Origin of the sequence: Pseudomonas sp. LA5, assembly GCF_028640825.1 — a bacterium.
GTDB lineage: Bacteria > Pseudomonadota > Gammaproteobacteria > Pseudomonadales > Pseudomonadaceae > Chryseomonas > Chryseomonas aestiva.
Map to the genome: position 1 here is coordinate 34,488 of NZ_JAQYZY010000037.1, position 13,898 is coordinate 48,385.

The following is a 13,898-nucleotide window of genomic DNA, read 5'->3' on the forward strand; positions in this document are numbered from 1 at the left end:
TCACGTTGGGCTTCGACGGTGGAACCGTCTCAACCCAACCTCCGCCAGAAAGGCTGGGTGGCTAGACCACCGGCACCTCTTCCAGGTGCCGGTATTCCGCGCCCAGGCGCCGGGCGAGCTCCCCGGCCCGTCCCAGGCGCAGCGGTCCCAGTTCGATATCCAGCACCTGGACAGGACAGTCCGGTACTGCCAGCTCTTCCAGGTTGCGCAGGCGCCCGTCAGTGACCAGGAGCAGCTGGCATTCCTCGCCAGGGCGCTGCCGCCGACGACTTCGCAGCCATGCTTGAGCTTCGGACAGGCCCGCCAGCAGAGGCGTTCCGCCTCCCGCTCCCAACTGCTCCAGCCAGGCCTGCAATGCCTGACCGCTGCGCTGACCCTGGAACGACCATTCCGGTCGCTCCCCTGCCGTCTGCAGGACCGCGACCCTGACCCGTTGGCGATAGGCCTGTTCGAACCAGTCGGCCAGCAGGCCCTTGGCCTGGGCCAGGGCGCCGTGGCGGCGGGTGGACGCGGAGTGATCGACGATCACCAGCCAGAGCTGCGCCGGGCGCTGCCGGCGCGGGTGCCGCAAGAGATCGTCAGCGCGACGCGGACGCCCCAGGAGCAGCGTCGGCACCCAGGCGATGGGGCCTGCCGTGCCCGGCGAACGGGCGCCCTGACGCCCGCCCAGGGCCTTGGCCGTCCCGCTTCGGGCATCACGATCCAGGGCATGAGGTGATCGGATGCCTAGGGCTTTTTTGCGCCGCCAAGGCGGCGCCTGGGTCCTGTCGCGGTGGGCTCCGGCGCCAGGGCGCCCCAGCTATCGCCCTCACCCGCCGCAAGCTCGGTATCACCCTGTCGCTGTTGATTGCCAGGCCCCTGCTCCGGAGTATCAGTAGCTGAATTATCTTTCATGGGTGGTATTACTGCCGGAGTGTCCGGTAACGCGCGGCGCCGGTGGCGCAGGGCGAATTCGGCCACGGCGGCGATATCGGGGTTTTCGATCGCCCGTGCGCCGCGCCAGGCGGCATGGGCGCGAGCCGCGCGCAACCAGACCAGATCGGCGCGCAGGCCGTCCACCCCGGCCTGGTGACAGCCTGCGGTGATGGCTTCCAGCGCGGCATCGTCCAGCGGGATGTCCGCCAGCCGCGCACGGGCCGCGGCGCAGCGCTGCCGCAGTTCCGCCTGCGCCGGCTCCCACTGGGCATTGAAGGCTAGCGGATCGCTGTCGAAGGCCAGGCGGCGGCGCAGGATCTCGGCCCGCTCCCGGGGTGCCGGCCGGCTGTCCAGCGCCAGGGCGAAGCCAAAGCGATCCAGCAGCTGCGGACGCAACTCGCCCTCCTCCGGATTCATGGTGCCGACCAGCAGAAAGCGCGCGGCGTGCTCGTGGGAGATGCCGTCGCGCTCCACCCGGTTGACCCCACTGGCCGCCACGTCCAGCAGCAGATCCACCAGGTGATCGGGCAGCAGATTGACCTCGTCCACATAGAGCACGCCGCCATCGGCCGCCGCCAGCACGCCTGGCGCGAAGCGGGCCCGGCCCTCGCCCAGCGCAGCGTCCAGATCCAGCGTGCCGACGATGCGTTCCTCGCTGGCACCCAGCGGCAAGGTCACGAAGGGACCGCCTCCGAGCAGATCGGCGAGACCCCGGGCCAGGGTCGACTTCGCCATACCTCGGGGACCTTCGATCAATACGCCGCCAATACGGGGATCGATGGCATTGAGACACAGCGCCAGTTTCAGGGACTCGGCGCCAACCACGGCAGCGAGGGGAAAGACGGGAGCGGTCATCTCAGGCTTCATCCATATCCATCAGGAGCTGTTCAAGGGCTTCACGGTAGTCGCCTGGCTCCTGCCAGAGGCCGCGTTGCTGGGCTTCCAGCAGGCGCTCGGTCATGTCGCGCAGCGCCTCGGGGTTGTGGCGTTCGACGAAGTCGCGGGTATCGGCATCGAGCAGGTAGGCATCGGCCAGTTGCCGGTATTGATGATCCTCGACCAGCTCGGTGGTGGCGCCGAAGCCGAACAGGTAGTCCACGGTGGCGGCCATCTCGAAGGCGCCCTTGTAGCCGTGGCGCTTCATGCCGGCGATCCACTTGGGATTGGCCGCCCGGGAGCGCACCACGCGGCCCAGTTCTTCCCTGAGGGTACGGATCCTGGGCAGGTCGGCCTGGGCATGGTCACCGAAGTAGCTGGCACGCCGCTGGCCACTCAGGGTCTCGGCAGCGGCCAGCATGCCGCCCTGGAACTGGTAATAGTCGTTGGAATCGAGCAGGTCGTGCTCGCGGTTGTCCTGGTTCTGCAGTACGGCCTGCAGGCGACCCAGGCGGCGCGAGAAGTCGTCGCGGGCAGCGGTGCCGTCATCCTCGGCGCCATAGGCATAGCTGCCCCAGTTGAGATAGGCAGTGGCCAGTTCGCTACGGTCCTGCCACTGTCGCTCTTCCACCGCGCCCTGGACGCCGGCGCCATAGGCGCCGGGCTGGGCGCCGAAGATGCGCCAGCCGGCCTGACGCCGCGCGAGGTCAGCAGCGGTACCGGCGGCTTCCAGGGCAGCGCGCTCGCGGCGCACCTGGGCGGCCAGGGGGTTGAGGTCGTCCGGCTCGTCCAACGCGGCGACCGCCTGGACGGCGGCATCGAACAACCTGACCAGCCCACCGAAGGCATCGCGGAAGAAGCCGGAGATACGCAGGGTGACATCCACCCGCGGGCGATCCAGCAGCGACAGCGGCAGGATCTCGAAGTCCTCGACCCGGGCACTGCCGGTCTGCCATACCGGGCGCACGCCCAGCAGGGCCATCGCCTGGGCGATGTCGTCGCCGCCGGTCCTCATGGTCGCCGTACCCCAGACCGAGAGACCCAGCTGACGTAGGTGGTCGCCCTCCTCCTGCAGATGACGCTCCAAGAGCAGGTTGGCCGACTGCCAGCCGAGCCGCCAGGCGGTCATGCTCGGCAGGTTGCGCACGTCCACCGAAAAGAAGTTGCGCCCGGTGGGCAGCACGTCCAGCCGCCCGCGACTCGGCGCGCCGCTGGGGCCGGCGGGAACGAAACGCCCCTCCAGTGCCCTCAGCAGGCCGCCGATTTCAGCGGGACCGCAGCTGTCCAGGGCCGGCGCGACCTGGCCGACCAGGTGTTCCAGCACCGGGCGGGTGGCAGGCAATTCGTCCAGCGCCAACGGCAGCGGCTCGGCATCGACGGTCGCGGCAACCAGGGCCAGGGCCAGGAGCTCCAGCCGCTCCCGGGTATCGCCCAGGGTGCGCCAGGGTTCGCTCGACAGCCCCACCAGGCACGCCGGACGCGGCCCCTGCCAGGACTCGCCGAGGTCAGCGGCCAGGGGATCGAACCCCAGCTGCAGGTCCTTGGCCAGCACTCGCAGCAGGCTGGCATTGGCGCCCTGGGCATCGCCCCGGGGAATGCGCAGCAAGGCCACCAGGGTATCGCGACGCAGCTGGCCGGTCGGGGATTCACCGAACACATGCAGGCCGTCGCGGATCTGGGACTCCTTGAGGTCGCACAGGTAGGCGTCCAGCTGCGGTAGCCAGCTGTCCGGATCGTCGGTGATCACCAGCCCCAGCTCGCGATCCAAGGCGGTTTCGCGGACCAGCTGCAGGATCTCGCCGCGCAATTCGGTGGCGCGTCGGAGGTCCAGCAGGCTGGCGTCGTAGTATTCGTCGGCCAGGCGCTCCAGGTCGCGCAGCGGCCCGTAGCTCTCCGCGCGGGTCAGCGGCGGCATCAGGTGGTCGATGATCACCGCCTGGGTGCGCCGCTTGGCCTGGGCACCCTCCCCCGGATCGTTGACGATGAAGGGATAGACGTTGGGCAGCGGTCCGAGGATGGCGTCCGGCCAACACTCCGCCGACAGCCCGACGCCCTTGCCCGGCAACCACTCCAGATTGCCGTGCTTGCCCAGATGCACCACGGCTTGGGCGCCATAGGCCTCGCGCAGCCAGAAATAGAAGGCCAGGTAGCCATGGGGCGGCACCAGCGCAGGATCGTGATAGACCGCCGCCGGATCGACGTCGTAGCCGCGCGCCGGCTGGATGCCAACGAAGGTGAGGCCGAAGCGCACCCCGGCCACCATGAGCCGACCCCGACGGTGCATGGGATCGGCCTCGGGCCCGCCCCAGCGCTCGGTCACCGCCTGCTGCAGGCTGAGGGGCAACTGGGCGAATAGCGACTGGTAGTCCTGCAGCGCCAGACTCTGCAGGGCCGGGCGCAGATCGCGCAGGGCGCTGTCGTTGGTCACCCCACCGAGCAGGCGCTCGATCAGGGCGGTACCGCTTTCAGGCAGATTGGCCACCGGGTAGCCGGCCGTCTGCAGCGCCTGCAGCACCTTGAGCGCCGCCGCCGGGGTATCCAGGCCGACGCCATTGCCGATGCGGCCGTCGCGGGTCGGATAGTTGGCCAGGATCAGGGCGATGCGCTTGTCCGCGGCAGGACGCTGCGCCAGTTCGATCCAGCTGCGCGCCAGCCGCGCGACGAAGGCCATGCGCTCGCCATCGGCCTGGTAGTTGACCACGTCGCTCTGGCTGCGCTCGCAGCGCCAGGCCAGGCCCTTGAAACTGATCGGCCGGGTGATGATGCGCCCGTCCAGCTCCGGCAGGGCGATGTGCATGGCCAGGTCGCGGGCGCCCAACCCCTGGGGGTTCTCTTGCCAGCGTTCGCGATTGTCCTGGGCGCAGATGGCCTGGAGGACCGGCACCGGCCGGCGGAACGGCGTCAGATTCGGTCGTTCCGGGCTGGATTGGGCAAAACCTGTGGTATTGAGGATCAGCGCCGTAGCGGTCTCGTCCAGCAGCCGTTCCACCTCTTCCAGGCAGGCCGACTCCTTGAGACTGGCCACGGCGATGGGCAGTGGATTCAGGCCCTGGGCTTCCAGCTGCTGGCAGAAGACATCGACGAAGGCGGTGTTGGCCGACTGCAGGTGGGTGCGGTAGAACAGCAGCGCCACTGCAGGCCAGTCCGGTCGCCAGCGCTGGCGCCAGCCATCCAGGCTCAGGCCTTCAGGGTGATAGACAGCCACCCGCGGCAATTCCCGCGGCGGCTGGTAGCTGTACGGGGCATCCAGGCACTCGCTGGCCAGGCAATGCAGGAAATCCCGGGCATTGCCCAGGCCGCCCTGGCGCAGATAGCGCCACAACCGTTCGGCCAGCTCGGGCGCCACCGTACCCAGGGCCATCAGTTCCGGGTCGGGCCGGTCGCAACCGGGTACCGCGATCAGGGTCAGCCCCCGCGCGGCCAGCTCGGCCAGCCGCTCCATGCCATAGCGCCAGTAACCCTGGCCGCCATGCAGGGAGATGAACACCACCCGCGCCTGGCTCAGCACCTCGTCGACGTAGAGATCCACCGAGGCGTGGTTCTGCAGCTGCATGGGATTGGCCAGCCGCAGACTGGGATAGCGCTCGTCCAGGCTACGGGTCGCCTCGGCCAGCAGCGCCAGGTGCGAATCGCCACTGCAGAGCAGGACGATCTCGCCCGGCGTCTGCGCCAAATGGGCGATGCCATCGTCCGGGACGAAACCGCCCGGCTGGGTACGCAGCAGATGCATCCGGGGTCAGGCCACCGCGGCGCGCAACTGGGCGGTGATGGCCGCCTGGTCCAGCTCCTGACCGATCAGCACCAGCTGGGTGCTGCGGGTCTCGCCGGTCTTCCAGGCACGGTCGAAATGCTTGTCGAAGCGGGTGCCCACGCCCTGCACCAGCAGCCGCAGCGGCTTGCCGGCGATGGCGGCGAAGCCCTTCACCCGCAGGACGCCATGACGCTTGACCACCTCGGTCAGCGCCGCCAGCAGGGTCGCTTCCGCCACCTCGGGCAACTCGACGCCAAAGGAGTCGAATTCGTCGTGGTCATGGTCTTCATGACCTTCGAGGTCATGGTGGGTCGGACGGCTGTCGATATGGGCCTCGGACTCGGCCTGCAGGCCCAGCAGCACCGACAGGGGCAACACGCCACGACTGGCTTCCACCACCTTGACCGCCGGCGGCAACTCTTCGCTCACCTCGGCGCGGACCCGGGCCAGGGCCTCGGCGTCCAGGCCGTCGGCCTTGTTGAGGATCACCAGGTCGGCACTGGCGAGCTGATCTTCGAACAACTCGTGCAGCGGCGATTCATGGTCGAGGTTGGGGTCCTGCCGACGCTGGGCATCCACCTGCTCCGGATGGGCGGCGAAGGTGCCGGCCGCCACCGCCGGGCTGTCGACCACGGTGATCACCGCATCCACGGTGCAGGCGGTGCGGATCTCCGGCCACTGGAAGGCCTGCACCAGGGGCTTGGGTAGGGCCAGGCCGCTGGTTTCGATGAGGATGTGGTCGATGTCGCCCCGCCGCGTCACCAGCTCCTTCATCACCGGAAAGAATTCTTCCTGCACGGTGCAGCACAGGCAGCCATTGGCCAATTCGAAGACGCGGCCCTGGGCCTCTTCCTCGCTACAGCCGATGCTGCACTGGCGCAGGATCTCGCCGTCGATGCCCAGCTCGCCGAATTCATTGACGATCACCGCGATGCGCCGGCCTTCGGCATGGTCGAGCATGTGCCGCAGCAGGGTGGTCTTGCCGGAACCGAGGAAGCCGGTAACGATGGTGACGGGAGTCTTGGCCAGGGTTTTCATGGGCTGCCCTTAGAGAAAAAGCGAAAAAAGACGGGCAGGCATGCCGGACGCCCGCGTGACGGCGAGGCCCTGGTGGCAGCCCGGATCACCCCGCCCGGTTGCATGTTCGAAACGTGACGAGGCAGGTCTCCTGGCTCGCGGCGCCCGGCTCCGGCCTTCCCGCGTGAGCAGTGGCCTGGTGGAGTGGCTGAAGATGCCGCTTACAGTTGCGGGGGCAGCCGCGGTATCGCACCGCGTTCCCTTTCAAGCTCTTGCCGACAAGAGCACCTCGGAACGCGACAGGCTACGAGCGCCCCGCCAGGGTGTCAATCCGCCAGGCTTGACCGGCGGACGAGGCGCGTGGTCTGCTCGAAGCGGTCGCCAAGGGCGAGCCACCGCCTGCCTTCCTCCGCCTCAAGACCTGCCATGATCGCCATAACGCGCCCCTTCGCTACCTTGAGCCAGACCGATACTTCGGCGTGGCGCCCGTTCGTCCTTCGCCCGCTGTGCTGTTCAGGCTCTGGACTGGACTGCCACGCTTCGTCCAAGGGCCTTCAAGGCTGATGGGCCTGGTTCTCGGCCTCGGCTGCCGCCAGGACTGTTCGCTGGACGAACTCGCCGAACTGGCGCTCGGGGTCTTGCAGGAAGCCCAGTGCGATCGCACTGCGCTGACCGCACTGGCTACCGTTGCGAGTCGACTCGAAGAACGCGGACTGCGCGCCCTCGCCCAGCGCTGGCAGCTGCCTCTGCACGGCTTCACCGCCGAGCGTCTGGCGCAGGAGCGCGGCATAACTGCCGCCAGCGATCTGGTGTTGCAGCACACCGGCAGCCCCAGCGTGGCTGAAGCCGCAGCCCTGGCTGCAGCGGGTGAAGGTGCCCGGTTGTTGGTGAGCAAGCGCAAGAGCGCGGCGGCAACGGCAGCCTTGGCCTACGCCTGAGACGCCTCTTCCCCGTCGGCGTCCCTGACCCGGGCGCGGACATGGATGGGGCTGAAGGGCTCATTCTGCACCAGTTCCACCAGGGATTCCTTGACCAGTTCGAGAATGGCCATGAAGGTCACCACCACGCCGAGCCGGCCTTCATCCAGGGTGAACAGCGCCACGAAGGGCACGAAGGCACCCTCCTTGAGGCGCTCCAGCACCTGGCTCATGCGCTCGCGGGTGGACAGCACCTCGCGGGTCACCTGGTGGCTCTCGAACAGGTCGGCGCGGCGCAGGACCTCGCCCATGGCCAGCAGCAACTCGCCCAGGTCCACTTCGGGCAACAGCTTGCGCGCCCGTGCATCCGGCGCCAGCAAGGTAGGCACCACGAAGTTGCGGCCTTCGCGCGGCAGGTCATCGAGATCCTCGGCGGCCTTCTTGAAGCGCTCGTATTCCTGCAGGCGGCGGATCAGTTCGGCGCGCGGGTCCTCTTCCTCATTGTCCAGGCCTTCCGCGCGCGGCAGCAGCATGCGCGACTTGATCTCCGCCAGCATCGCCGCCATCAGCAGGTACTCGGCGGCCAGTTCCAGTTGCACCGCCTTCATCAGCTCGACATAGCTCATGTACTGCCGGGTGATCTCGGCGACCGGGATGTCGAGGATATTGATGTTCTGCTTGCGGATCAGATAGAGCAGCAGGTCGAGGGGGCCTTCGAAGGCTTCGAGAAAGACCTCCAGGGCATCCGGCGGGATATAGAGGTCCTGGGGCAGCTCGGTGAAGGCCTCGCCATAGACCAGCGCCAGGCGCAGCTGCTCGGGTTCGAGCAGCTGGGGGTCCAGGGCTTCGCTCATGCTTCGATCATGAAGGGCGTCGGATCCCCGGCACCGACCCGGATCACTTCCGGTTCGTCATCGGCCAGGCTGATCACGGTGGACGGCTGCAAGCCACCCGGACCGCCTTCGATCACCAGGTCGACGAAATGCTCGAGACGCTCGCGGATCTCCCAGGCATCGCCCAGGGCTTCGTCATCCCCCGGCAGGATCAGGCTCACGCTCATCAAGGGCTCGCCCAGGGCCTCCAGCAGCGCCAGGGTGATGGGATGCTGGGGCACCCGCACGCCGATGGTGCGCCGCTTGGGATGCAGCAGCATGCGCGGCACTTCGCGGGTGGCATTGAGGATGAAGGTGTAGGGCCCGGGGGTATAGGCCTTTAGCAGGCGGAAGGCACTGGTATCCACCTTGGCATAGATGCCCAGCTCGGAAAGATCGCAGCACACCAGGGTGAAGTTGTGCTTGTCGTCGAGCTGGCGGATGCGGCGGATCCGCTCCACCGCGCTCTTCTCGCCGATACGGCAGCCCAGCGCATAGGACGAATCGGTGGGATAGGCGATGACACCGCCGGACCGGATGATTTCCACGGCCTGACGAATCAGCCGCGGCTGGGGATTCTGCGGATGAATTTCGATGAACTGGCTCATTGGGGTTCCCGAATCTGAGGGTATAGCGGTTGACTGAAGCGCGCCCACAGGGGCGGCAGATCTTCGGGCAACGGACGATACATACCCAGCTCCGACCACTCGGCCGGCGCATGGAAATCGCTGCCCGCACTGACCATCAGACCGAATTCCCGCGCCAGAATTGCCAGGGTGCCGACCTGCTCCGCCGGCTGCACGCCGTTGACCACCTCGATGGCATGGCCGCCGCCGCTGACGAATTCGCCGATCAGCTTGCGCAACTTGGTGCGGGTGAAGCCATAGGCCAGCGGATGTGCCAGGCTGATCCAGGCCTTGGCGCCCTTGAGCGTCACCAGGGTCTCGGCCAGGGTCGGCCAATGCTGCTTGACGTCGCCGAGCTTGCCGCCGCCGAGCCACTTGCGAAAGGCATCGCCGCGGTCCGCGACATGGCCGGCCTGCACCAGGTATTCGGCAAAATGCGGCCGGGCCGGTGCATTGCGACTGTCGCCCAGGGCCAGTTGCACCGCGCGAGCCCCTTCCAGGGTGCCGGGCATGCCCTTGGCCGCCAGCCGCCGGTCGATTTCCCGGGCGCGCTCCCAGCGACCTTCGTGCAGGGTTTCCAGGGCGGCATTCAGCTCAGGCGCCTCAGGGGCGAAGTTGTAGCCCAGCACATGCAGCGTGGCGCCGCCCCAGGTACAGGACATCTCGATACCGGGGAGCAGGCGCAGACCCAGGCCGTCCGCAGCTTCCAGGGCTTCGGCGTAGCCGTCCAGGGTGTCGTGATCGGTGATGGCCAGCAGCTGCACCCCGCGCTCATGGGCCCGTCTGACCACCTCGGCGGGCGCGAAGGCGCCGTCCGACGCGGTGGTATGACAGTGCAGGTCGATACGCATGGCTTTCTCCTCCGGCTTCATCAGGTATTATGCCGCGATGCACTGCTATCGGCTGCGTTAATGAAACAATTCATCGATTTCATCCCCCTGCTCCTGTTCTTCCTGGTCTACAAGCTCGATCCGCGTCCGCTGGAATTCGCCGGGCATGCCTTTACCCTGGGCGGCATCTTCAGTGCCACCGCGGTCCTGATCATCGCGTCCCTGGTGGTCTATGGAGCGATCTTCGCGACCCAGCGCCGGCTGGAAAAGAGCCAGTGGCTGACGCTGATCGCCTGTCTGGTGTTTGGCGGCATGACCCTGGCCTTCCATAGCGAGACCTTCCTGAAATGGAAGGCACCGGTGGTGAACTGGCTGTTCGCCGTGGCCTTTCTGGGCAGCCAGTTCATCGGCGACAAGCCGCTGATTCAGCGCATGCTGGGCCACGCGGTGCGTCTGCCGGCGCCGATCTGGACGCGGCTGAACATCGCCTGGATCATCTTCTTCATCGTCTGCGGTTGCGCGAATCTCTATGTGGCCTTCACCTACGAAAGCTTCTGGGTCGACTTCAAGGTCTTCGGCAGCCTGGCGATGACCCTGGTGTTCATGCTCGGCCAGGGCCTCTATCTGGCGCGCCATCTGCAACCCATGGATGAACCGCGAGACTGATCCCATGAGTCAGATACTGCTGATCGACGATGACCAGGAGCTGTGCGAGCTGCTTGGTGCCTGGCTGAAACAGGAAGGCTTCGAAGTCACCGCCTGCCATGCCGGCAGCGATGCCCGCACCCAGTTGCGCGAAGCCACGCCGGACGTGGTGGTACTGGACGTGATGCTGCCGGACGGCAGTGGCCTGGAGCTGCTCAAGCAGTTGCGCAGCGATCATCCGCAACTGCCCGTGCTGATGCTGTCGGGACGTGGCGAGCCGCTGGACCGCATCCTCGGCCTGGAACTGGGTGCCGACGACTATCTGGCCAAACCCTGCGATCCGCGTGAACTCACCGCACGGCTGAGAGCCATCCTCAGGCGCAGCCATCCGGCCCAACCCGCGGCCCGCCTGCAGCTGGGCGATCTGTCGCTGAGTCTGGCGCGGGGCGTCGCCAATATCGGCGAAACCGAGATCACCCTGACCCTCACCGAGAGTCGCATTCTCGAAGCCCTGCTGCGCCAGCCGGGCGAACCCCTGGAAAAGCAGGCGCTGGCCCAGGCAGCCCTCGGACGCAAGCTGACGCTCTACGACCGCAGTCTGGACATGCACGTCAGCAATCTGCGCCGCAAACTCGGCAGCCATGCCGACGGTCGCCCGCGCATCCTCGCCCTGCGCGGCCGCGGCTACTACTACAGCGTTTAGCCCTCCGCGCAGCCTTTACCCCCTCTTTACGCCCGCTGACCGCCACTGACTTCCCCGCTCCTAGACTGGGCTCATCCGGTATTGCACCGGTCATCCCAAGGAGATTTCCCGATGCGCAAACTCATGCCCGCCGTGCTGTTCGCTGCCCTGCTGCCGACCCTGACCCTGGCCGCGACCCAGGACAGCGCCGACATCGCCCCGCCGCCCCACGGCAAGCTGATGGATGGTGGTCCGCGTGGCGATGGCCCCCTGCGCGGTCTCAAGCTGACGCCCGAGCAACGCGAGCAGGTCGGCAAGCTGATGGGCGAGGAACGCCAGCAGCAACGCGAGATCGTCAAGAGCTATCTCGACAAGCTGCCCGAAGATCAGCGCAAGGCCCTGCACGATCAGCTGGATGGCAATCGCGACAAGACTCGTCAGTCCATTCGCGCCCTGCTCAAGCCCGATCAGCAGAAGCGCTTCGACGAAATGGAAAAGAAGCGCGAGGATCGCGCCAAGGAGTGGGCGGAATTCCAGCAGTGGAAGCAGGACCACAAGTCCTCGTAATCCCCGATCGCTGCGCCGACGGTCCTCGGCGCGGCGTCTGACCGAGAACCTGCCCAACGTCTCGCGAGCTGGAGACAAACAAGGCCTAGGCGGCCCCACGAAAATGTCTGAGGAAGCGGATCGGACCCGCGCTCGGGTTTACGAGTAGTAAATGAGCATTCGGACGGGGCTGGCCTTCCAGGGCATTTTCAACGCAGTTTGGCCGACGCGCAGCAGACTTTGAGCAGTTTCTAAGGCGACCGCATGGTTTTTCGTTCCCTTTTCTGGCGCATCTTCGCCACCTTCTGGCTGGCCATCCTCTCCGCGGTCGGCCTGACCATGCTGCTCGGCCACCTGGCCGACCAGGATTCCTGGATCCTCGCGCAGCATCCCGGCTTGCGCGACCTTCCCGAACAATGGGTGCAACGCTATGAAAACGACGGTCCCGCCGCCGCCCAGGGCTTGCTCGAACAGCGCAAGGGCCGCTATGGCATCGATGTGCTGGTGCTGGGCGAAAACGGCTCGCCCCTGGTGCGCGGCACCTTGCCACCGCGCATCTTCGACCAGGATCTCGACCAGCCGCAGCATCAGCAGCGTCCCGGCCCTGGCGCCCGCGATCCCAACCGGCCACTGCCCTGGCGACGCCTGACCGACGAATACACCAGTCCGAGCGGTCAGAACTACCTGTTCATCTACCACCTGCCCACGCCCGAGCTGGGCGCCTGGCGCCGGCAGAGCCTGTTCTGGCCGGTCGGCATGCTGGCCATCGCCACCGTGGTACTGACCCTGTTCAGCCTGCTGCTGACCCTGAGTCTGACCCGCCCGCTCAATCATCTGCGCCGCGCCGTCCACGATCTCGGCCAGACTGCCTATCAGCAGGACACCCTGGCCCGCCTGGCCCGGCGCAAGGACGAACTGGGCGTGCTGGCCGAGGACTTCAATCGCATGGGCGCCCACCTGCAGCGCCTGATCGACAGCCAGCGGCAGCTGCTGCGCGACGTGTCCCACGAATTGCGTTCACCGCTGGCGCGGCTGCGCATCGCCCTGGCGCTGGCCGAACGCTCCGATCCTCGTGACCTGGGCAACATGTGGCCGCGGCTGACCCTGGAATGCGATCGCCTGGAAACCCTGATCGGCGAGATCCTCGCCCTCGCCCGCCAGGAAGCCGACCCGGGCCCACCCGAGCAACTGGAATTGCATCCACTGCTGGAAGGCCTGGTGGAGGATGCCCAGCTCAGCGCACCCCAGCAGCGCGTGGAACTGGCCGTGCCCACCGCCCTGCGGCTGGATGGCTGGCCGGACGTGCTGGAACGCGCGCTGGACAATCTGTTGCGCAATGCGCTGCGCTTCAATCCACCCGCGCAGCCCATTGTCATTTCGGCAACGGCGGCGAAAGGCGAGGTCCGCATCCAGGTGCGCGACCACGGGCCCGGGGTCAAGACAGCCGACCTACCCCGCCTGGGTGAGCCCTTCTTCCGCTCGGATCAACAGCACGCCACTGGCTATGGCCTCGGCCTGGCCATCGCCCGCCGCGCCATCGAGCGCCATGGGGGCGAGCTGCACCTGAGCAATCACCCGGACGGCGGCTTTCTCGCCACCGTCATCCTGCCGCTCAGGCCGGTCCTGGCCAATGGCTGACCTGCGCGCTCAGATCACGCGGCGCCGGGACGCGCGGCGCTACCTCCGGCGTGCCCAGGTAGATGTAGCCCACCAGCTGTTCGTTTTCGGCCAACCCGAGCCCCTGCAGCACCCAGGGGTCGTAGCTGAAGTCACCGGAGCGCCAGACCGCCCCAAGTCCCAGGGCGAAGGCCGCGTTGACCAGGCCGTGGGCAACGCAGCCAGCGGTAATGATCTGCTCCTGGACGGGCACCTTGGGGTGCTCCTGCAGGGTGGCAACGACGGCGATCACCAGGGGGGCTCGCAGTGGCATGCGCCGAGCCTTGTCCAGGGCCGCTGCATCCGCATCGGGCTCGCGACGGCGCAGGGCGTTCGCATAGAGCTCGCCGAGCACAGTACGGCCCTCGCCGGCCACCAGGATCAGCCGCCAGGGGCGCAGCAGCTTGTGGTCCGGCGCCCGGTCCGCGGCGCGCAGCAGGGTCTCGAGTTGCTCGGGGGTCGGGCCTGGCCCGGTCAGGCGACCGACCGAGGCGCGATTGCAAAGGGCTGCGAGGGCATCCATAGCGTCTCTCCTGTAAAGATGCCGCAGTGTAACCCAGGGATG

At 67.3% G+C, this 13,898-nt stretch carries 13 protein-coding genes and 1 riboswitch; of the genes, 5 read left to right on the forward strand and 8 right to left on the reverse strand.

Annotated features, from left to right (window positions below):
* Positions 1 to 61: 61 nt before the first annotated feature.
* The 4 genes from PVZ72_RS12195 to cobW are packed head-to-tail and all read right to left on the reverse strand — an operon-like array spanning position 62 to position 6,580.
* Entirely contained in the window at positions 62 to 706 is a 645-nt protein-coding gene (locus PVZ72_RS12195) for a vWA domain-containing protein (RefSeq protein WP_443218252.1), read from the reverse strand.
* A 20-nt stretch (positions 707 to 726) separates the two neighbouring features.
* On the reverse strand, positions 727 to 1,770 hold the full coding sequence (locus tag PVZ72_RS12200) for an ATP-binding protein (RefSeq protein WP_273862032.1): 1,044 nt from the start codon (positions 1,768 to 1,770) through the stop codon (positions 727 to 729).
* Between the two features lies 1 nt (position 1,771).
* Complete coding sequence (cobN, locus tag PVZ72_RS12205; protein WP_273862033.1) at positions 1,772 to 5,521, reverse strand: cobaltochelatase subunit CobN; 3,750 nt, start codon at positions 5,519 to 5,521, stop codon at positions 1,772 to 1,774.
* Positions 5,522 to 5,527: 6 nt separating this feature from the next.
* The gene (gene cobW, locus PVZ72_RS12210) at positions 5,528 to 6,580 is read right to left on the reverse strand and encodes a cobalamin biosynthesis protein CobW (protein ID WP_273862034.1); all 1,053 of its coding nucleotides are present in this window, start codon (positions 6,578 to 6,580) and stop codon (positions 5,528 to 5,530) included.
* 103 nt (positions 6,581 to 6,683) lie between these two features.
* Positions 6,684 to 6,866, reverse strand: a riboswitch (cobalamin riboswitch).
* A gap of 256 nt (positions 6,867 to 7,122) precedes the next feature.
* Between cobW and PVZ72_RS12215 the strand changes: the two genes are divergently transcribed.
* On the forward strand, positions 7,123 to 7,497 hold the full coding sequence (locus tag PVZ72_RS12215; protein ID WP_273862035.1) for a cobalamin biosynthesis protein: 375 nt from the start codon (positions 7,123 to 7,125) through the stop codon (positions 7,495 to 7,497).
* Here the strand turns inward: PVZ72_RS12215 and PVZ72_RS12220 are convergent.
* From PVZ72_RS12220 to PVZ72_RS12230, 3 genes are all read right to left on the reverse strand, one after another.
* Positions 7,488 to 8,216: a segregation and condensation protein A gene (locus PVZ72_RS12220; protein WP_273862332.1), complete on the reverse strand. Its 729-nt coding sequence runs from the start codon at positions 8,214 to 8,216 to the stop codon at positions 7,488 to 7,490. The genes PVZ72_RS12215 and PVZ72_RS12220 overlap by 10 nt on opposite strands.
* Before the next feature lie 110 nt (positions 8,217 to 8,326).
* Positions 8,327 to 8,956, reverse strand: coding sequence for an L-threonylcarbamoyladenylate synthase (locus tag PVZ72_RS12225; protein WP_158893925.1), 630 nt, complete (start codon positions 8,954 to 8,956; stop codon positions 8,327 to 8,329).
* Positions 8,953 to 9,825, reverse strand: a complete 873-nt coding sequence (locus PVZ72_RS12230; protein WP_208691337.1) for a PHP domain-containing protein — start codon at positions 9,823 to 9,825, stop codon at positions 8,953 to 8,955. The genes PVZ72_RS12225 and PVZ72_RS12230 overlap by 4 nt, the downstream gene beginning before the upstream one ends.
* A gap of 60 nt (positions 9,826 to 9,885) precedes the next feature.
* Here PVZ72_RS12230 and PVZ72_RS12235 point away from each other — a divergent pair, with 60 nt between their 5' ends.
* The 4 genes from PVZ72_RS12235 to PVZ72_RS12250 all read left to right on the forward strand — a co-directional run bounded on the left by PVZ72_RS12235 (position 9,886) and on the right by PVZ72_RS12250 (position 13,315).
* Positions 9,886 to 10,470, forward strand: coding sequence for a septation protein A (locus tag PVZ72_RS12235; protein ID WP_183629893.1), 585 nt, complete (start codon positions 9,886 to 9,888; stop codon positions 10,468 to 10,470).
* 4 nt (positions 10,471 to 10,474) lie between these two features.
* The gene (locus PVZ72_RS12240) at positions 10,475 to 11,152 is read left to right on the forward strand and encodes a response regulator transcription factor (protein ID WP_133860652.1); all 678 of its coding nucleotides are present in this window, start codon (positions 10,475 to 10,477) and stop codon (positions 11,150 to 11,152) included.
* Positions 11,153 to 11,263: 111 nt separating this feature from the next.
* Complete coding sequence (locus PVZ72_RS12245) at positions 11,264 to 11,698, forward strand: Spy/CpxP family protein refolding chaperone (protein ID WP_187979372.1); 435 nt, start codon at positions 11,264 to 11,266, stop codon at positions 11,696 to 11,698.
* Positions 11,699 to 11,941: 243 nt separating this feature from the next.
* The gene (locus tag PVZ72_RS12250; RefSeq protein ID WP_187979373.1) at positions 11,942 to 13,315 is read left to right on the forward strand and encodes a sensor histidine kinase; all 1,374 of its coding nucleotides are present in this window, start codon (positions 11,942 to 11,944) and stop codon (positions 13,313 to 13,315) included.
* On the opposite strand, the gene PVZ72_RS12255 is transcribed toward PVZ72_RS12250, so the two are convergent.
* Positions 13,290 to 13,856 (reverse strand): nitroreductase family protein, encoded by a 567-nt coding sequence (locus PVZ72_RS12255; protein WP_187979374.1) that lies wholly within the window; start codon positions 13,854 to 13,856, stop codon positions 13,290 to 13,292. The two genes, PVZ72_RS12250 and PVZ72_RS12255, sit on opposite strands and share 26 nt — an antisense overlap.
* Positions 13,857 to 13,898 lie beyond the last annotated feature (42 nt).